Source organism: Leptospira paudalimensis (assembly GCF_026151345.1).
Classification (GTDB): domain Bacteria; phylum Spirochaetota; class Leptospiria; order Leptospirales; family Leptospiraceae; genus Leptospira_A; species Leptospira_A paudalimensis.
Genome location: NZ_JAMQPR010000001.1, coordinates 3192739 through 3212545 on the forward strand (window position 1 = coordinate 3192739; position 19807 = coordinate 3212545).

General features: G+C 36.0%; 19 protein-coding genes. 8 read left to right on the forward strand and 11 right to left on the reverse strand.

The annotated features are described in order from the left end of the window. Positions 1–51: 51 nt before the first annotated feature. Complete coding sequence (locus tag ND855_RS14770; RefSeq protein WP_238760335.1) at positions 52–264, reverse strand: hypothetical protein; 213 nt, start codon at positions 262–264, stop codon at positions 52–54. A 166-nt stretch (positions 265–430) separates the two neighbouring features. Here ND855_RS14770 and ND855_RS14775 point away from each other — a divergent pair, with 166 nt between their 5' ends. The 4 genes from ND855_RS14775 to ND855_RS14790 all read left to right on the forward strand — a co-directional run bounded on the left by ND855_RS14775 (position 431) and on the right by ND855_RS14790 (position 5277). Then, entirely contained in the window at positions 431–661 is a 231-nt protein-coding gene (locus ND855_RS14775; RefSeq protein ID WP_100725929.1) for a hypothetical protein, read from the forward strand. Then, entirely contained in the window at positions 597–2414 is a 1818-nt protein-coding gene (locus ND855_RS14780; RefSeq protein ID WP_265358973.1) for a MutS-related protein, read from the forward strand. Before ND855_RS14775 ends, ND855_RS14780 begins: the two co-directional genes overlap by 65 nt. A 115-nt stretch (positions 2415–2529) precedes the next feature. Further along, positions 2530–3570 (forward strand): SH3 domain-containing protein, encoded by a 1041-nt coding sequence (locus ND855_RS14785; RefSeq protein ID WP_265358974.1) that lies wholly within the window; start codon positions 2530–2532, stop codon positions 3568–3570. 9 nt (positions 3571–3579) lie between these two features. Then, positions 3580–5277: a hypothetical protein gene (locus ND855_RS14790; RefSeq protein ID WP_265358975.1), complete on the forward strand. Its 1698-nt coding sequence runs from the start codon at positions 3580–3582 to the stop codon at positions 5275–5277. Between the two features lie 22 nt (positions 5278–5299). Here ND855_RS14790 and ND855_RS14795 read toward each other — a convergent pair whose 3' ends face one another. From ND855_RS14795 to ND855_RS14825, 7 genes are read right to left on the reverse strand one after another with little or no spacing between them, the layout of a single operon-like run. Further along, the gene (locus ND855_RS14795; protein WP_265358976.1) at positions 5300–7417 is read right to left on the reverse strand and encodes an AsmA family protein; all 2118 of its coding nucleotides are present in this window, start codon (positions 7415–7417) and stop codon (positions 5300–5302) included. 7 nt (positions 7418–7424) lie between these two features. After that, a complete protein-coding gene (locus ND855_RS14800; protein ID WP_265359416.1) occupies positions 7425–8381 on the reverse strand; it encodes an ABC transporter ATP-binding protein in 957 nt (318 codons plus the stop codon). Next, the gene (locus tag ND855_RS14805; RefSeq protein ID WP_265358977.1) at positions 8374–9363 is read right to left on the reverse strand and encodes an ABC transporter ATP-binding protein; all 990 of its coding nucleotides are present in this window, start codon (positions 9361–9363) and stop codon (positions 8374–8376) included. The genes ND855_RS14800 and ND855_RS14805 overlap by 8 nt, the downstream gene beginning before the upstream one ends. Then, a complete protein-coding gene (locus ND855_RS14810) occupies positions 9360–10409 on the reverse strand; it encodes an ABC transporter permease subunit (RefSeq protein ID WP_265358978.1) in 1050 nt (349 codons plus the stop codon). Before ND855_RS14810 ends, ND855_RS14805 begins: the two co-directional genes overlap by 4 nt. Beyond that, positions 10406–11416, reverse strand: a complete 1011-nt coding sequence (locus tag ND855_RS14815; protein ID WP_265358979.1) for an ABC transporter permease subunit — start codon at positions 11414–11416, stop codon at positions 10406–10408. The genes ND855_RS14810 and ND855_RS14815 overlap by 4 nt, the downstream gene beginning before the upstream one ends. A 3-nt stretch (positions 11417–11419) precedes the next feature. Continuing rightward, a complete protein-coding gene (locus ND855_RS14820; protein WP_265358980.1) occupies positions 11420–12466 on the reverse strand; it encodes a lipocalin-like domain-containing protein in 1047 nt (348 codons plus the stop codon). Further along, positions 12453–14444 carry a SpoIIE family protein phosphatase gene (locus ND855_RS14825; RefSeq protein WP_322113576.1) on the reverse strand — a complete coding sequence of 664 codons (1992 nt, stop codon included), beginning with the start codon at positions 14442–14444 and terminating at the stop codon, positions 12453–12455. Before ND855_RS14825 ends, ND855_RS14820 begins: the two co-directional genes overlap by 14 nt. A 131-nt stretch (positions 14445–14575) precedes the next feature. Here ND855_RS14825 and ND855_RS14830 point away from each other — a divergent pair, with 131 nt between their 5' ends. Continuing rightward, positions 14576–15031 carry a hypothetical protein gene (locus ND855_RS14830; RefSeq protein ID WP_265358982.1) on the forward strand — a complete coding sequence of 152 codons (456 nt, stop codon included), beginning with the start codon at positions 14576–14578 and terminating at the stop codon, positions 15029–15031. Here the strand turns inward: ND855_RS14830 and ispF are convergent. From ispF to ND855_RS14845, 3 genes are read right to left on the reverse strand one after another with little or no spacing between them, the layout of a single operon-like run. After that, on the reverse strand, positions 15028–15522 hold the full coding sequence (gene ispF, locus ND855_RS14835; protein WP_265358983.1) for a 2-C-methyl-D-erythritol 2,4-cyclodiphosphate synthase: 495 nt from the start codon (positions 15520–15522) through the stop codon (positions 15028–15030). The two genes, ND855_RS14830 and ispF, sit on opposite strands and share 4 nt — an antisense overlap. Before the next feature lies 1 nt (position 15523). Then, positions 15524–16510, reverse strand: a complete 987-nt coding sequence (nadA, locus tag ND855_RS14840; protein WP_265358984.1) for a quinolinate synthase NadA — start codon at positions 16508–16510, stop codon at positions 15524–15526. A gap of 19 nt (positions 16511–16529) precedes the next feature. Further along, positions 16530–16997, reverse strand: a complete 468-nt coding sequence (locus ND855_RS14845) for a hypothetical protein (RefSeq protein WP_407658723.1) — start codon at positions 16995–16997, stop codon at positions 16530–16532. Positions 16998–17004: 7 nt separating this feature from the next. Between ND855_RS14845 and ND855_RS14850 the strand changes: the two genes are divergently transcribed. From ND855_RS14850 to ND855_RS14860, 3 genes are read left to right on the forward strand one after another with little or no spacing between them, the layout of a single operon-like run. Next, entirely contained in the window at positions 17005–17763 is a 759-nt protein-coding gene (locus ND855_RS14850; RefSeq protein ID WP_265358986.1) for a hypothetical protein, read from the forward strand. Between the two features lie 35 nt (positions 17764–17798). Beyond that, the gene (locus ND855_RS14855) at positions 17799–18377 is read left to right on the forward strand and encodes a penicillin-binding protein activator LpoB (protein ID WP_012387350.1); all 579 of its coding nucleotides are present in this window, start codon (positions 17799–17801) and stop codon (positions 18375–18377) included. 16 nt (positions 18378–18393) lie between these two features. Beyond that, positions 18394–19800, forward strand: coding sequence for a hypothetical protein (locus ND855_RS14860; protein WP_265358987.1), 1407 nt, complete (start codon positions 18394–18396; stop codon positions 19798–19800). The last annotated feature ends 7 nt before the right edge of the window (positions 19801–19807 follow it).

Here is a 19807-nt window from a genome sequence, read left to right on the forward strand (position 1 = left end):
CGGTCTTTATGATAGACTCTACTTTCAGATGGTCAAGAGAAATTTAGATGATTAGTCCCAGTGGAACCCTTCGCGTTGGTGTCCTTTTTTCAAATGGCGTTTGCGTATTTCGTGGAGTTTGGTCATCTGCGAAAGGTTGAGTAGGTTACGTGCTGCAAGACCTTTTTGCGGGAGAAGGGATTCGTCTTCTGTGTTAGCAAAAAACTGGTTGGTTTTAACGAAAGAGCTTTTAAACTCCAAATTCATATCAGGATAGAAATCCATACAAGCCTCCGTGCTTTCCGGTTTCCGGGGTTTCTGTATTTTGAAGGTTCCCACCATCCGTGGTAGGTAGCCTCCCCCCGATATATGTATCGCCGAAAAATGAATATCCTGAAGTAAAAAATTTTGCTTGTACTATTTTTTTTTCTCTGATTTTTGGTATTCGTTCATGACGATTCGATTGGAAAATTCTACAGGGAGACGAAGCGGGCGCTTTGTTGCTTATGAATATGGAGAAGACCTATTTGGTACTTTGTATTTAGATAAGTTTTCTGGTCGCGAGAAAGGACGACTCATCGACAAATGGAGATTAAATGACTTAGGAAGTCTCATTCGTGTCCTCGATACAGAGATTTCTCGTCGGGAAGAAGAAAATTACGAACGACCACTTTTCCACTAATCCAACTTATGTTTTCCTTTCTTTAAGGAAAAATAAATACAAATCCAAAATTCAGTTTTTATCCAATCGCCTTAGAATCGTTTCAGTTTTTCGATTATCTACTTTTATAACCTTTTTATTTGCGATTTCCTTTTGTTATCTAACCAAACTCACTTGGAAAGAATATGGAGTCTCACTTCTCCCGTTATTTCCTTTTGTATACCTGGTTCGATTGTATTCAAATCGGAAGTCACAATTGGATTTTGCCAAACGTACACTTCAATTTATAGAGGAAGAATTACTACGTCTTTCTGGAGATTTTAAAAAATTAAAAACTAGAGAACTTTGGGAATATCCAATTGATGTCAGAAATCATCCCTTATCCATTGATTTGGATCTTTGCACCAAACAAGGGTTTTTGGGAGTATTTGACACTACCATCACAAAAGAAGGTTTCCATTCCTATTTGTTCCGATTTTTACAAGAACCATTGGAAGAGAAGTTTGCCATTTCAGACAAATCCTTGGTCAAAACAATCCTAACAGAAAAAAACAAAGCATTCCATTTGATGAGAAAGTTTTTAGTATTAGAGGGAGAACCGAATGAAAAATTTGAGATCCCATCGACTCAATTCGAAACCAATTTTTGGAACAAACGAAATTGGCTACGTTGGATGTTTCCTATATGGGGAATTTTCTCACCAATTTATATCGTTTTTGGTTTGTTATTCGATTTACCTTTCCTACCTCTTTTGTTACTCACCAATGGAATTTTATTCGTAAGTTATCGAAAAGATTCTACTTTGATTTGGAAGGAAATTAAAACACTAAGCCAGTCATCCGTTCGTTTTCAAAAAACATTTTTATTTCTTTCGAAGGAAAGAAAATTCACAAAAAAAATGTTATCCAAAATTGCAAACCTCGGAGATTCTTCTGAACTTTTGGTTTCTCCCCTTCCACATTTGGTGCTAAATGTCCTTTGTTTGTGGGACCTATGGAAAATCAAAACCTTACAAAAATGGAAACAACAATATTCGTTTCATTGGAATGAATTACAAAACGAAAGCATTAAAATTGATTCCATTTTACCTATGGTCAATTTTGGATTTTTGAATCCAGAAGCAAACTTTGCAACAATCAACAATGGAGGAACTCTAACATCAAATTCACTTGTCCATCCAATGATTCCTAAAACAAATCGTGTTTTTAATCCATTACCAAAAATGAATCCAGGAGATTTGATGATTGTCACTGGATCCAATATGAGTGGAAAAACAACATACATGCGATCGATCGCCATGTCTTTGTTACTTGCTGGATCAGGGGCACCTGTATTAGGAAATGGTTTTGAATACCCAGAGTTTCAAATCCATACCTTAATTCGTTCACAAGACTCAATGGAAGATGGGGTTTCCTTCTTTTATTCAGAAGTCAGAAGACTTGCTACAATCATACACAATGCAGACAATTCCAAGAAGGTCCCAATTTTATTTTTAGATGAAATCTTAAAGGGAACAAATTCAAAAGAAAGGTACATCGCCACACGTGAAATTTTGGCAGTATTACGCGAAAAAAAATGCATTGTATTTTTAACGACACATGATCTCAAACTTGCCGAAATGAACTTTGCAAAACGATACCATTTCACTGAATTAGAAACCAATGGTAAAATGGATTTTGATTATCAGATTAGAGATGGAGTTTCTGGATCAACAAATGCTCTTCGGATTTTACAAAATGAAGGCATTCCCATTCGAAATGATAAGGAAAATTAAATTCAAAGACGACTGTTAGTTTGTCATTTTTTTTCAAAGAATGAATCCTTGACAAAGTTATAAAATTCTTTAACAGTTGTGAAATTCTGGCAATTGCCAACGACTGGAGAGTTACGTGAAGAAAGGATTTGCAATTTTACTATTTACCTTGGGATTTCATATCTATGCTGGTGATCTAAAAGAAGATTTGAAAGGCGCATCAAATGATAATGACCGAATTTCAATTCTATCCGAAATGGGAAAATCTGGAGATTCTAAGTACGTTAAACCAGTCACAGAACAATTAGAGAAAGGGGAATCCAGTAAAATTAGAGCACAAGCTGCACTATCTTTAGGTGAACTAAAGGCTGGAATCAACGAATTACAAAAAGCTTTCGATAACGATGATGTCTATGTAAGAGAAGCAGCAATCGAGGCTCTTGCAAAAATCGGAAATGTAAAATCACAATCCTACTTTGAAAAAGGGGTAAAAGACAAAAGTGAAAAAATTCGTTTTTCTAGTGTCCAAGGATTATCTAAAGTTGGTCGCAGTGGTAATGCACCCATCTTCCGAAATGCAATTGAATGGAAAGATAAACCTACTCAACTAGCAGCGATTCGGGGATTGGGAAACATTAATGCATGGGATGAATGGAAGTTTGTAAAACCATTTTGTTCAAACCAAGATAAAGATTTTGTCATGGCATGTTTGTACAGTGCTGGTAAGTTTAAAACAGATGAGTCTTTATTAGCAATTGAAGGATTACTTGCAAGCCAAGACACTGAAATAAGCAAAGAAGCATTTGATGCAATTTCCAATTTTAAACCTGCTCAAGTCATTCCAACATTAATTCGATTCAAAAAGTCGAACCCTAATCATCCAAATCTAGCAGATCTTAGTGCAAACTTAAAAAAATTAAAAGCTGCAAAACAATATGCGATTATCAATGTATCGGATCGTTTGAATTTACGTTCCAAAGCGAATGAACGATCAGAAGTGATCACTGGATTACAAGGAAATTCTGTAGTCGAAATTATATCCAGAGAACCAAGGAAGTACATCATCACCAATAGCAAAGGTGAAGAAATGGAAGATTTTTGGTACCAAGTCAAAACAAGCGATGGTAAAAAAGGATTTTTATTCGGCGAATATATCCAAGTGGTAGATAGTTATTAAGGATTATATATGAAAAAAGTATCGATTCAATTAAGCGGAATACTATTATTAAGTTTTGTTGTAGTTCTTATGAACTGCAGCAAAAAGAAGGTAGAAAATTTTACTGAACCTAAAAAAATCTTTTTTGTCGATCAGAAAGATTCAATAGAAGTTTTACAAACAGAAGAACCACTTGCTGAAAAAATTGGCACAATCAGTGACATAGATTCAGTAGAAATCATCGCATCTGTAGCAATCGAAAAGAAGGATATGGTTTATAAAACATATCAGTTCAAATGTCCAAGTTCGATTAAACATAAATGCAAAACTGAATTTGGATACATTCGAGAATTTGATCTAGCAAGTAGTGATTATTTCAATTCAACTTCAAGTTATTCAGAAACTTTAAAAAAGAGACTTATCGTTTCTGAGAGTGAATACCTTGAGAGTAATGATTTAAAAAAACTAATTTTAGATCCAAAATCTATTCACAACATAGTTGTCTTATATCATTATAATATTTTTCAATTTTTAATGAATTCATTGGTAACACAGCCCGATGATCGTTTATTAAAAACAGAGGAAGTCTATCAGATCATCCAACTATTAAAAAACTCTACTAGAGATGACCAATACATAACCTCACTTAAGAAAAAATATCCATTCTTAAAAGAAGTAAATGAGGAGGGAGTTATCAATTCAGTTGTGACAAATAATGATTTTGAAGAAAAACTTACAGAAACAAGAAATGAATTATTAAACTCATACATTGCTGGATTTCCATTACGTGCTTCCACCTTCAAAGGGTTAGTTGGACAATTCAATAAACTGAAAAACTATCCATATCTTTCCGAAAAAGTATTCGAATATTTATCGAAGGAAGGAGTTTATTCTGTTTCAGGATTTGAAGCACAGTATCTAGTGAATGCAGATTCTGGAATTTCGGCGATTAACAAACTTAAAAAAATAGATCCAAATTTAGATCAATCGAAAGTAGTAGCTCTATTTGGAGTATTAAATGATGCAGGTACCAATTTTCAATTAAAACTTCAAATTTTAGATGTGAATGGAAATGTTACAAAAGAAGACACATATTCACTAGTTTCCATTTCTGCCGAAGAATCAGGAAATTCTTTAGGATTTAAAGTCAAAACTGATAAACAGGATTTTATTATATCTCCTTTAGAAACAACACCAAACTTATTGATTGCGGGAGAGGGTTTTAAAGAATACCTCAAAACCATCCCTAATGATTACAAAGATATCATCAAAAACAATAACTATGAAAAAGCCAAAATGTTAATTGCCCTTAAATTTGGTGAAGGTGGCTTTGATGAAAAATTGGGAAAGATGGTATATATCCTTTCCGCATCAAAACGATATTGGATCATGTTAGATTTATTTCGATTCAACTCTAGCGTGAAAAGGACAACCGATTATTCTGGTACATTAGAAACTTCATTTTCAGTAAATGATAATAGATGTTTTTCTATTACTAAGTGGAGACAACCAAAAGGCGAGTTATTCATCACTGGCACAGATCGAAGTTGTTATGATGAATATGAAGGAGAATTAACTCCAATAGAAGACATTTGTTTTTTCGAAGGCAGTTCAAAATTCTTTCAATTTGAATTTTCACCCTCTGAACTAAGATCGGATAAACCATCTGTAGACTTCAAATACGAAGACTCAGGAGTTTGCCAAGTGATTCAAGAAATTATGAACTAACAAATTTCACAAAAAGAAAATGCTAAGGAGATTTCTCTTTGGTGTTTTCTTCTTTTTTCTCTTCTTCTTCCTTGCCACCAAACATTGATTTAATTCCTTTCCAACTCTTTTGTACTCCACCTGTCACATTTTCCACTGCTCGGTTGACATATTCAGACATAGCAGATCCAGCTATACCTCCAACGGCTGCTCCTGCAGGGCTTGCTAAAAAAATTGTGCCTGCATACACCGAACCTAACCAAATAGGATCAATGAATGGTGAAGAAACTCCATAAGTTCCTCGGTAAATAATGGGAAGTTTTAATGCCTTACCAGCAACACCAGGAAAAGCAATCGTAAACTTCATATCAATGGCTTTGTTAAATCCAATTTTTCCACCACCTGAACCTGCTATGCCATCTGCTTTTAAGGCAAAATTTTTGATTTCAATGTTTTCATTTGCATACTGAAAATCGAATTTGAGTTCATTATATGGGGTAGCTCTACTAAAATCGATTTTCTTTAAATTGATAACACTACCTATAGAACTAATGGGTTTTAAAATGTTTGTATAACTCAATAACTCTCCATTTTTTGCATTAATATTCCCGATGATTTGTAAATTATCAACCAAACCATCTTCGGTATCAGAAGGTGAATGGATTACAAAATCCGAATCGATACTTCCAGTAATGGGAGATATTTTAAAAATGTCTGATAAAACTGGCGCAATCGAAACATGTTTAATTTCACCTTTTAAAGTAAGTCCAACAGGTTGTAGCCAACGATATTCGCCAGTACCGATTATATCTCCATCATATACTTTTAATTCGTATCGATTGATGTTTAATTTTCGTTTTGCATAATGAACATTTAATTTTAATGAATCTGCTTTAAAATCAACTATGGTTAGATTTCGAAAATGAAAGTTCAAATAAACATTCATTCGATTTACATATCCAGTATTTGGTAAACCACGGGTAAGGATTGATTTTTCAAAATCGGGATCGATCCAAATTTTACAAACTTTAATGAGACTAGGGACATCCAAGTAATCGGAAGATCCTTCAAATGAAACAGTCGGTGAAAGTGGAGGTTTTAAAAAGTTTACGTAACCTGATCCATACAGTTTTGACTTTCCCTTCCATTCTACTATGATATTTGCAAAAGACAATTTATCTTCGTTACTATCATAATTGATAAGTGTCGATACGTGACCATCGGCAAACGTTTTACCATCTTTTAATGCCAAGTCTTGTACATGTAATTGGTCTACTACAGCATAAATTTTAGATTCATCTCTTTTATAAAATGGGATTGTACCTGATGTTTTTACAAATCGTAAATCACCTCTTGTAAAAATGATTAAAATATCGTGTAAATCGATACCTTTTACGTTTTGAAATTGGAACTCACCTTCTAATCTTAAAGTTTCATAGGTTAATTTATCTTCCGTAAAAAGAAAATCGACACTGAAAGTTATAGGTTCATTATTTAATTTTCCATACAAATAAAAATCAATGTTCCGTAAATCATGGTCTATATGAAGCGTTGTGCCCCAAAGGTATAAATTAATTTTTCGAGAATAGAGTTTGTCATCGAATAAAATCGTAATGTTCTTAATTTCAATTTGATTTACTAAATTAACAAACGTTTTGGAAAAATAGAGTTCTTCAGATGTATCTTTTTGATTATCTGTTTGAACTTTAGATTTGTTTTTAGATGATAAAGTTGTTTCTTCTAAAGATTGTTCCGAAAGTTTTTCAAATAATGGAAATGATTCATCTTTTTCTCTGGTGATTTCAATTGTGCCTGTATTTAAATATATTTTTCTTAACTCTAATGGTTTACCAACAAATACCCCGTAATAGATTTCAATACGCAATTTTTGGACGTGGATAATTTCATCATCAACTTTAGAAACTGTAACTTCATTTAACTCAATACCCGGGAAAGGGAAAAATACAGGCTCTGAACTTTTATAATTCACATTGAGTTGAGTCATTTTATACGTAGACTCAAGAATTAAATTTTTGTAATAATCAGGATCAGCTAACAGTGGATACAAAATAAAAAACATTGTCATTGATATGACAAAGATAAATGTTAAGAGTGTTTTCCCGATTACACCTTTGATTGTATCTCTTAAAGATAATTTCACAACTAATTCATAACATCGGAAAGTGACATTTCACACGATGTAGTTCCGAAGGATAAATTTCCTTTGGCTCTTCTGATTTGCAAATCTCTTTTGCAATCGGACACCTTGTATGAAACCGGCAACCTTTTGGTTGGTTCATAATACTTGGGATTTCCCCAACAAGAGGTTTTGAAATTTTGTTTCTTTGTTTTAAATCAAAACTAGCGGAAAATAAAGCCTTTGTATATGGGTGGAGAGGATTATTGCTGATTTCATCCCGGCTCCCTTCTTCTACGATTTGGCCTAAGTACATCACGGCAATCCGATCTGAAACATGTTTTACGATATTTAAGTCATGTGATATGAATAAATAGGATAATCCATATTTTTCTCTTAAAAAAAGAAGGTTATTAATGACTTGGGCTTGTGTGGATATATCCAAAGCAGATACAGCTTCATCACATACGACTAAATTTGGTTCTAAGATTAATGCACGAGCAATGGCGATCCTTTGCCTTTGTCCTCCGCTGAATTCATGTGGGTACCGATGTAAGATGTCCACTGGTAAACTAACTTCTGATAAAGCTTTGATTGCTTTTTCTTTTTTCTCAGCCAAACTCAATTTTGGAAAATGAATTTGTAAACCTTCTGTAATGATTTCTTCTATCGTGAAACGGGGGTTTAATGAAGAATAAGGGTCTTGGAAAACAACTTGGATTTTTCGTCTCAAAAGTTTTTGTTCTTCTTTTGAAATGTTTGTGATATCTTGGTCTTCAAATTGAATAGAACCTTTGTCAATTGGCAGTAGAGAAAGAATGGCACGGCCGATAGTTGATTTTCCACAACCCGACTCACCAACAAGTCCCAATATTTTTCCTTTCGGAATGGAAAAATTTACAGAATCGACTGCCACCAGGCGTTTAGTAGAAAAGGAAAGAGATTGGGATTGTTTGTAAGAAACAACTAAGTCCGTTACATTAAGCACTTTCTTTTCCTCCATATAAAAAACATTCCACTGTTTGCGAGTCAGACACTACTGTTGGTTTCGGGATTGATGCATTACAAATTTCTAATTTTTCTTTACAACGAGTGTGAAACCGACAACCACTAGGATACGATTTTGGTGAGGGAACAATTCCTTCAATGGTAACTAATTTTTTTCCAATATTTTCATGAGTTGGATATGCAGAGATTAAGGCTTTGGTATAAGGGTGTTTAGGTGAATCTATCACCATATCCACACTTCCTTGTTCCACAATTTTACCTGCATACATTACTGCAATTCGGTCTGCAATATGACTCACTAGACCAATATCATGTGATATAAATAAAACTGACATTCCATGTTCTTTTCTTAGTTCTTTCAGTAATTCGATTAACTGGAGTTGGATGGTGACATCGATAGCACTTGTAGGTTCATCTGCGATCAGAATTTTTGGATCACACATCAGTGCCATGGCAATACAAACTCTTTGTAACATCCCACCAGAAAATTGGTTAGGATACTGTTCCAATCGATGTTTTGCATCTGTGATTCCAACTCGTTCCAATAGATAAATTGCCTTTTTTTCAGCTTCTTCTTTAGAACCAAGTCCATGTAATAAAAAACTTTCAATTAACTGGTCGCCAATTTTGTGTAATGGATTGAGAGAAGAAAAAGGTTCTTGGAATACATACGCAATTTCCCTTCCACGAACAGACCTTAGTTTTTCACTGGAAGATTCTAATAAATTGTTTCCTTCAAACAAGATGGAACCCGTTGGATAAATGGTAGTGTTAGAAGGCAATAATTTCGTTAATGCCAAACAAGTAATGGATTTTCCGCAGCCGGATTCACCGACAAGTGCCAATGTTTCCCCTTTGTTTAAGTGAAAACTAATTCCGCTGACAATTGGCAATGTTCCATCATCCGTTTTGATTTGGACACTGAGATCCATTACTTCAATGGCTTTCTCATTGGGGTTCATTCGTAAACCACCTTATCTTTTGGATCAAAAGCATCTCGTAAACCCTCTCCCACAAAAGCAGAGAACAATATCGTTAGAAATAAGGCAACCGATGGAAAGGTAATGAGCCACCAAGCAGTTAAACGTTCTCTTCCTTGCCCAATAAGTTCACCCCAAGATGGATTAGGAGCAGGGATTCCATAACCCAAAAAGTCCAAAGCTGATAAAACAGAAATTGCTGAGATCAAAATGAATGGTAAAAAGGTAACAAGTGGTGTAAGTGAATTTGGTAACATATGACGCATAATGATGGAATAGGGAGAGGCGCCCAAAGTTTTTGCAGCATCAACAAACTGTTGTTTGCGGAGCTTTAAAAACTCACCTCGCATATAATAACTAAGTCCAATCCAACTGAGTGATCCATAAGTGACGATTAAAACCAAAAATCCCCTACCAAAAAAAGAACCCATGATGAGGATCAAGTAGAGGAATGGAATTGCTGATAGAATTTCAATGATCCTTTGCAAAAATAAATCCAATCTTCCAACAAAATAACCTTGAACCCCACCAATAAAGGAAGCGAGTAAAATTTCAACGACGATGAGGATCAAACTAAATGTCATCGCCAATCGGTACCCATAAACAATACGCGTGAAAACGTCACGCCCACGGTCATCTGTCCCCATCCAATGCCGAAATGTTGGTTTGGAAGGAGGATTTGTTCCTTCTTCTAAACTATCTAAATTATCTTCATTCACACCAAATGGGATTGGTGGGAACACCATTCGATTGGAAGAATCTTGGAACCTTGGTTCTCGATTTAACTTTTTATAATTTGGTTCCGTTAAATTATTCCCACCAAATTTGGTTTCTGGATAAAACAGGAAAATGGGAAACGAAACCGAACCTTCATACAATACAAACAATGGTTTGTTGTTAATGAGAAGTGGGGAAAACAAAGAAATAAGATATGTATAAAAGAGTACAAGTAATGAATAATAGGCTCTTTTATTTTTTTTGAATTTTTCCCACTTACGAATGTTTGCTGGGTTTGATATAAATTTCATTCGAAATCAATCCTCGGATCGATTAAAATATAACAAAAATCTGAGACAATTTTGCCAATGAGACCTAAAAAACTTTGTGCGAGGAGTAGGCCCATCATTAAATCGGTATCCCTTTCTCTAACAGCTTCAAAGCTAAGTAAACCCATACCATCAATGTTAAAAACAAGTTCAATGAATAAGGATCCAGAAAATATTAGAGTTAAATTACTACCAAATCCCGTTGCAATGGGTATGAGTGAGTTTCGGAATGCATGTTTAAAAATGGAATCTGAAAAACTAAGACCTTTGGAAATCGCAGTGCGTACGTATTCTTTTGCGATTTGATCTAACAAACTATTTTTCATGAGTAATGTAAGGACAGCAAAACTACCAACTACATAACAAATCACAGGTAAAAACATATGAGCCAATCTATCTTTTACCTTACCCCAAACACTTAAATCCTCATAAAAATCCGATACTTCATGTCCCAATGGAAAAAAAGAAAAAACTTCTCCAGAAGCAAACAAATACAATAGTAACATCGCAAAGGCGAAAACTGGTAATGAATACGTAAAAAAGATAATAAAACTAGAAATGAAATCAAAATGACTGCCTTCTTTCAGTGCTTTTTGGATTCCAAGAGGGATACAAATAAAGTAGGTAAGAAAAAAACCAGACAGTCCAAAAAACAAAGACACTGGAAGTTTTTCAACAATGAGATCAGAAACCTTTCTTGAGTGAAGCCTGGATTCTCCAAGGTCAAATTGAACAATTTGTTTTAACCAATAAAAATAGGCAACAGGGGCTGGTTTATCTAAATGAAGTCTTTTTTTGATGAGTTCAATTTCTTCTTGGGAAATTTGTTTGGTAGAAGCTCCAGCTAAATTACCCGCACCTTTGAGCTTTGCAATTTCACTATTTAATGGACCACCAGGTGCAAAATGTGAGATGAGAAAAACTAAAAAAGTGATTCCTAATAGAGTCGGAAAAATTAATAAAAATCGTTTTAAAAAATATTTCCACATGGCTTAGAACTCCCACCAGTCTTTCGATTTTTGATAACCTTTCAATTCTAAATATCCTTTGGCTGACTTTTTTTCCGTTGGATCTTTGGCCAAAACTGCCCCTTCCCAATAGATGGTTTTTGTAGAATCACTGCCATCAAACTCTTGTTCATTGAATATGGGAGAAACAATCCACTCACCTCCAGGGTATTTGATTTTCCAATGTAAAGGGTATGTGATTTTCGTTTGATTACTTTTCCAAGGAGATCCAGTTGGAACCATTTGGATATCTTTTGGATCATTCCAATAGGTTACATTGCCCTTTGCATCACGATACGTCCCAAATATTTCAGGTGTTTGTTCTGGAGATTCTCTAAACCGAAAAAAAACATAGTCTCCACCCTTTTCATCCATTAGGCAAATCCAATCCCAACCTGATTGGCCTTTTGCTAATGTAGGAATGTTTTGAGATGATTTTTCACTCCACTCATGGTCCATCCATGAGTCTCCCGATACAATGGTTTCTTGTTTCCCCAAAAAAACCAATTGGCCTTTGGTTTTTAGTCTCGGATAACTATAATAATACGAAAATATATTTGGGTTTCGTTTTGATTTAATGGAAATTCCATTTTTTCCTTGGGATAAAATGTTTCCATTCCCTTCTAAAGTGAATTCAATTGCGATTTCATTTGATTTTGGTTTTGCTTTGATTAAGAATTTATCTTTGGAAAGTATTTGAAATTCGTATTCACCGCTAAAAATTCTACTTTGATCATAACCAGCAAGACCAGTTAAGTTCCGTTTGATGGTTTGTGCAGTTTTATGTTTACGTCCCGTAAGATCTGAAATTGCAAAATGAACAGGAAATACTTCAGGATTCCAATTTTCACCATCAGAAAACTTCAATCGAAAAAAAGAAAGTTCGTATCCGTATGAATTTCCAGATTCGGTCTGGAGTTGGCCGACAAAGTAACACCACTCCAAGCTAAAATCAGAATGGAAACTATGGTCTCTCGGAAAACTAAAATGAAACAAACAAAGAGAAAGTAAAATAAGCTTAATTCGATTCATCTGGCAATGACTCCCACTTTTTTTCCAGTGGAAGGATATGTAAATACGTGGATTCAATGTATTTCATTTTATCGATCACATCTTTCATTTTTTGTTTTTGATTCAATTTGCGATAAAGTTGTGCTAAATTATATAAATTAGATAAGTTTGAGTCATTAATGGAATAAGCTTTTTTCCATTCCAATTCGGCTTTTTCGTATTGTTCCACTTGGTAGTAACAATAACCTAAAATTGCATGTGATTTAAAATGGTTGGTCTTAAATTTATTATAAGATTCCAACATCCCAATTGCTTCATCAAATTTTCCGTAGTATGCCAAAGCTTTTCCATATGCCAATTGGGTATTCAGTTCTCTTGGTAAAATTTGGTGTGCCTTTTCATAACAATTGACTGCAGTTTGGTAATCTTTTTGGTGATAGGCCTTGTCACCTTGTCGTTTTATCTGATGAAACTCTTCTAGTCGTGGTGACAACTGTAATCCAAGTAAAGTGATGTCATCCATTGCATCTGTTCCCATCGTAAACTCTCTATGATGGTTCATAATGGATTCAACTGTCTCTTGGATTGTGGCATTCGCATTTTCTTCAATCAATTGTAAAAGTTTACTTTCTCCGAATGCATGGCCATGATCATTTTCAGCTTCTGTTAATCCATCTGTGTATAAGAATAATTTATCTCCAGGTTCTAATTGGAGGTGTAAGTCTCGGTATGTATCTCCTGCATCAGGAAACATTCCTAAAAATGTTCCTTCACCTTCACAGACCTCTGCTTTGCCAGTTCGGTGGCGGAATAAAATAGGTCTTGGATGTCCTGCAATTGAATACACAACTTTGTAGTCAGAGTGGATGAGAAGGTAAACACAAGTGGTGTAACCTTGTTGTTTGACAAGGTCTAATAACTCACGATTGATTAATTTAAATGTTTCGGATGGTTTTGGCTTTTTAAAATTCGAAAATAACATTTTCGAAAGTGCAGTGATAAAGGCAGCAGGAACTCCGTGACCTGACACATCACAAACAGCAACACCTAACTTATCAGTATGGTATGGAAAATAATCATAATAATCTCCACTCACTTCTTGCATGGGACTAAATCCCGTCCAAAATTGAATCCCATTCCAATCAGGGATTATTTCAGGTATCAAACCCTTTTGGATGTTTTTTGCAAGGCGAAGGTCCTTTGCCATCGAGAGTTGTTTTCTCTCTAACTCTTGTTTGAAAGACTTCAGTACTTCAACAGCAGCTTCCAAATCACGATTTTCAATCGCAAGTTCACGTGATTTACCGACAACATCTCTTACATCAACAATTGACATCTCTTCCAATGTTGTTTCTGAGCGAGAGGTAACCATTACACGATGGCGAGATGAAACATTTTCTTTTGTTAGATGTGATCTAGACAAATACAAAACTTCATCTTTCCATTCCAATTCGTATTCATTGGCGTCGGAACCAAATTGTATTTCCTCACCCAATTCTTTGTGAGAAACGTGGATGCCAAAAAGTTTGGTTTTTGTCATTCGGATATTAAATTCTTTGAGTTCAAAGAGAACAGCAAGGCCATTTAACATGCCTTGGAAAAACACTGCATCATACCATTTTTCTTGGAACTCAGGAAGGTATGTAAAAACGAATTTCACATGTTTGTCTGCTATCGGTTTTACATTTAAGTAGACTGCTCTTGTTAGGCGACCAATCAAAATAGGTAACCTATAAATCATTTCCACTAAATCAATCCTAGAATCATCAAGTGGCAACAAATCATAGGCATTTGTAATCAATGCTTCCGTTCCCACATGGTACAAAATTCCTGAAATATCTAATGAAGTGGAAATTTGTTGGATGATTTTATCTTCTAAGGACTGAGAAATCCAATAATTGGGATCTTTAAGGATACGATTGTAGGTGGTATCATCTAAGATATCAGGAAAAGGGTTCGTGTGAATCGATAGATTTTGTTCACGCTCATAGACTTGGATGAGGCCTGATACTCGTTTTGATGATATTTCTCTAGCAGAATGCAGTGGCTAAACCCTCTCGAAGATTCCCCTTCGGTAGGAGAAAAATAAATTTCAATCGATCCCTAGGCAATAGATTTTTCAATGGAGATATGATTTGGTATCTAAGAGTTTTTGGAATCTTTCTCTTTGTTTTTGTTTTTGCCGTCTTAGGTCAAAAGGAAACTCGTTTGGAGCGTCATTGGGAGGTAAAATTAAAACCTGACCAAACCCTAAAGAATTTGTATGAATCCTTCCAACCAAAATCCTTTCGAGCCCCTGTAGTGGGAGAAGAATGGGAATCTAAATCCTTGGGGGAAACGGTGAAATGCAAAACAACTTCTGTCACAAATACACCGACAATTTCTTTCCAAATCGAAAGCCAAGGTTTCAAACATTACGAAGTTCTAAAAGAGACCTACCAACTGGATCCGACTGAGAACGGCGTTCGTATCCACGGAATTTTGGAAATCCAAACGGCTCCCAATTTCCTTTCTAAACTTTTGTTTTTATTCTTTAGCGATGCAGATTTAAACCACATCGCCACTTTAAAAGAAAAACGATTTTAATGGTGTTTTTTTGTGCTCTCAACGAGCACAGTTGCCATCACCATCACACCTTCACTTCTACCTAAAGCTCCCATCCCTTCCGAAGTAGTTGCCTTGATGGAAACACAGTCTAACGGAAGTTTTGTGATTTGTGCCAAAGATGCATTCAGTTCGGCACGGATGGGATTTATTTTAGGATGATCACCAACATATGTACAATCTACATTGATGAGTTTGAATTTTTTTTCCTCTAGGAGTTCTAAACATTTATCAATGATCACAGAGGATTTCATATTTTTATACTGTGGGTCGGTGTCAGGGAAATGAACCCCAATATCACCAAGGGCCAATGCACCTAAAATAGCATCTGCCACTGCATGTAAAATTACATCCGCATCACTATGACCCAAAAAAGCAAATTCCGATTTCACTTCCACACCCGCAAGGACAAGGGGGCGAAATGGTTCATGGATTAATTTATGAAAATCGATTCCGTTTCCAACTCTAAACATATTATTTTTTATAACTCAACTCTAACATACGATTTACAGATTTTTGGGCAAGTGAAATCACCTCATCGTCCAAAAAGATTTCAAATTGTTCTTTTAATAATGCATCTCTTACTTTTTCCAAAGTAATTTTTTTCATGTGAGGGCATGTTTGGCATGTAGATACAAATTCTTTTTCAGGGAATTCGGCACGTAAATTATCTCCCATCGAACATTCTGTCACTAACATGATTTTATCAGTTTTACTCTTCCGAATGAAATCAACCATCTGAGAGGTCGAACCAGAAAAATCTGCTTCTTTAACGACATCTTCATGGCACTCAGGGTGAGTAATGACAGTGACTCCACCAGGAAACAAACGTTTTGTGGAGCGAATATCTTCTGGAGTGTACATTTCGTGAACCATACATCTGCCAGGATGTGAGATGATCGTTTTAGTCGTTTGGTTGCGAACATTGCCTGCTAAGTATTCATCCGGTAAAAAGATAACCGTATCCCCTTCCACAGCATTTACAATTTGTACGGCATTTGCTGAAGTACAACAAACATCTGTTTCTGCCTTCACTTCCGCCGAACAGTTCACATACGTAACAACAGGTACACCAGGGTATTTTGCCTTTAAAGCTTTGACATCCTCACGTGTGATGGATTCAGCAAGAGAACAACCTGCTTTGGGATCGGCAATGAGAACCTTTTTTTCAGGAGATAAAATTTTGGCAGTTTCAGCCATAAAATGAACACCATTGAACAAAATCATTGAGGCAGTTGTTTCTTTCGCCATTTTGGAAAGATACAAAGAATCACCAATGATATCGGACACTCCCCAAAATACATCGGGTGTCATATAATTATGACCTAGGATCACTGCATTTTTTTCTTTTTTCAATCGATTGATTTCTTCTGCTAAAGGAAGAATTCGTTCTTCTATTTCATGAGGAAGGTAAATCGGATTTAATTTTTGAACCAATTGGTCTTTAGTGACTAGTGACATTTTATACTCCTATTAACAATCATTGGAAAGGGTCAGACCCGAGTACGGTGTCTGTTTCACGAAGTCCCGAATCAACGGGTGGAACGGAATTCTCAAGAGAACCACACTGGTTCATTGCTTCTTGCCATGAAGTTTCCGCAGAGGAAGTTCCTGTACGTTGGACTCTTCTATATTCGGAATTGGAGGCAAATGAACTCTGGTTACATGCTTTTGCAATATTATAAGTTAAGTTAATTTTCGAAAAACAATCAAAATACAAGACAGCGACTGAATCCGTACTCAATTCTCTTGGTTGGATCTGTGCTTTTAATTTGGAGATAAGACCTGGGCAAACGTTTGTACTTATGTCAGCTACTGCCACACAATTTGATTCTGTCAGAATAAATCTTTGACAAGCAGATTGCACAGGGCTCCCTTGAGTGAGTAACGTACTCAAAAGTTCTGAATTTGAATCTTCACTGGATTTTTTCGTACAGGCAAAGTCCATACACACAATGCCAATGAACAAAAAGAAAACCATCTTCATCCTATTCATCACAATTCTACTCTCCTTCTTACTTGGTGGTCTTGTCTATATCCTTTTTCTCAAAAAAAACAAAGAGAATCCCAAAGAATCCTCTTTTGATTCACATTCCGAGATCTATTGGCAGAGGTTACAAAATCGCCCAGAGGTCCTAAAAGGTCCAGGGTATCCAAGTGACCTTAGGGATTTTTTGGAAACGATTCGTGGGAAGGAATCCTATCTCTGGAATGGAGACAGAGAAGAAACATATCGTTATTTACTCCAAGAATTTCCAGATGAAAGAGGGCATGTTTTATATGCTGTCTATGTCGCTTTTATGAATTGGAAGGAAAAAAGTTTGGAAATTGAATCTTCTCCTTCACTTTCCCAATATGAAAAACTAACGGCCGTAAACCGCCTAAAAGATGAAATATTTCCTAAATTTTTAAGTGAATTACTTTTTCCAAAACACCCCACTTCTCCTCCCGTGATTTTATTGTCTTTTTTGGAAGATTACGTTCAGAGAAATCCCTATAGTTATGCAAGGGAACGAAAACGAATTTTCCTTCGTAAAAAAGAAACACTTTACCAACAGGAAAAATGGGACATCCAATCCTGGGAAAGCCCTTCCTTCTACCGACAGGTTGTCGAGTTACTGTACGAAAGGGAAATGAAGGAAATGTCCGAAGAGGAAAAAACTTTTTATCGTAGTTCTAAAATCGAGGAATTGAAATCGGATTTTTGGAATTGACAAGACATGTTTCCATCCCCCATATAAGTGGGGTTATGAAACAAATTCTATTCTCCTTTCTCTTAGTAGGATTCTTATTCCAATGCAGTTCCAGTCCCAAAAGACTCGACAATGCTGATGATTATATCTCCGACTCAGGTGGACTGACTAGCCAAGAATTGGTGAAAGCGGCCGAAAAATTAGCAGGCCAAATTGGGGAGTATTTCAAAGAAAACCCACATGAAGAAGGTGTATTTGTGGCACACTTCCCTACACGTAACGATACATCGGAACAAATCCAAACAGAACTTTTTGACAATGCGTTTGTATCTAAACTCATCAAAAATAAAATATACACAGTACGCACAAAAAATAGAGAACAATCTCTCAATGAAATTCAGTTCAGTTTGTCCGGACTCACTTCCAATCGTTTATCCATTGGAAAACTAAAATCTCCTAACTTTTTTGTTCGTTGTGACATCAATGAAAACATGTTCACTTCGAATGGAGAAAAAATCGTGGAACAATCGATTAACATCGAACTCGTAGAAGTGGAAACCACCATTGCGGTTTGGTCAGAAAAGGTATCGTATAGAAAATTAGCAGTTCGAGGAAACAAAGGGGTTAGTTGGTAATCCCTTCCACTATTGCATGAAAAAATCATTTCTCTTTCTTTTTCTTTTCGTTCTCGGTTGTGCCAGTGATTACAACAAAGTCATCCAAGCAACCGAATCAGCATACTATGGTCAGGATTATGATTCTGCCATTCCTAAAATTAGAGAACTGTTTGAAGGTTCATCCAATAAGGACAAACTTCTATTTTTGATGGAAGCTGGTATGATCTTTCATACCAAAGGTGACTACGTCACTTCCAATAAAGTTTTCAAAGAAGCAGAAGACATTGCAGACAATATCAAAGTCAGTATGACGCGGTCTGGACTTTCGTTCATCCTTTCCGATAACGAATCCAATTATACCGGGGAAGATTTTGAAAGGGTAATGATTAAGTTTTACATTGCTAACAATTACCTTTTACAAGGTGACACTAATAACGCAAAAATTTATTTCAGACGATTGGATTTTGAACTGAAAGAAATGCGTTTTTTGGCAGCAGAATACCGCCAAAACAATGCAGCTCGTCTCATCGATGCGTATGTATCTGAGAAACTTGGTCGTTATAATGACGCAAGAGTCCAATACAAAAATATGGAACAACTCATCGGCAAAAGCCAAAACTTAATAGCCGACAGATATATGTTAGCTTACCGAGAAGGAGATTCCTCAGACCAATCGAAATATTCTGCAGGTCGATCTAGCTTACAAGCTTACAATCGTTCTATGCAAAGGACTTCACCTGAAAATGAAAAACTTTCAGAAGTCATCATCATTCACGAAGCAGGAAAATCTGCGATCAAGATGTCTAGAGGACGCCTCATTGAAGACGAATATTTTTCTGCTGCCCTTCGTGGTGCAGTAGAAGTAGGTCTGCGTGCCAAAGGAGCTGGTGCCTCCCTCGCAGGAGCCATAGCTGCACTTTCTGTAGCAGAGAATCCAATTCCTGTTTATAAAGAAAGAGATCCTAAAGGTTCCCTTCCCAAACGATATTACATCAATGGAGTGGATGTTGGGTATTCCGACATTATGAACAATTACTCCGAAACAGCGATGAACAATTTTAATGAGAACTACAAAGCTCTCATCACCAAAAACTTAACTTCCTTATCCCTTAAGGTAGTCGCAGCGGTAATTGCATCGGAAGCCATGGCAAGAGCCATTGAGTCTGGTGGAAAAGGGAAAAATAATGACCTTGTTTCTGGTCTCATTCGTGTTGCTGCTGGGGCTGCTGCAGGTCTTGCAGTTTCACAAACCATCGCACCTGACCTACGTTGTTGGAGGACTATTCCTTCCAATTTCCAAGTAAAACGAATCTTTTTGGCACCAGGTGAATATGATTTTAAAGTAGAATCACCTGGTTCTGTTGTGACAAGTGCACCGAGAAAATTGTTAGTGGAAGAAGGAAAACCCTTATTCGTATCGGTGAGATCCTACTCCAACTAACAGTTCT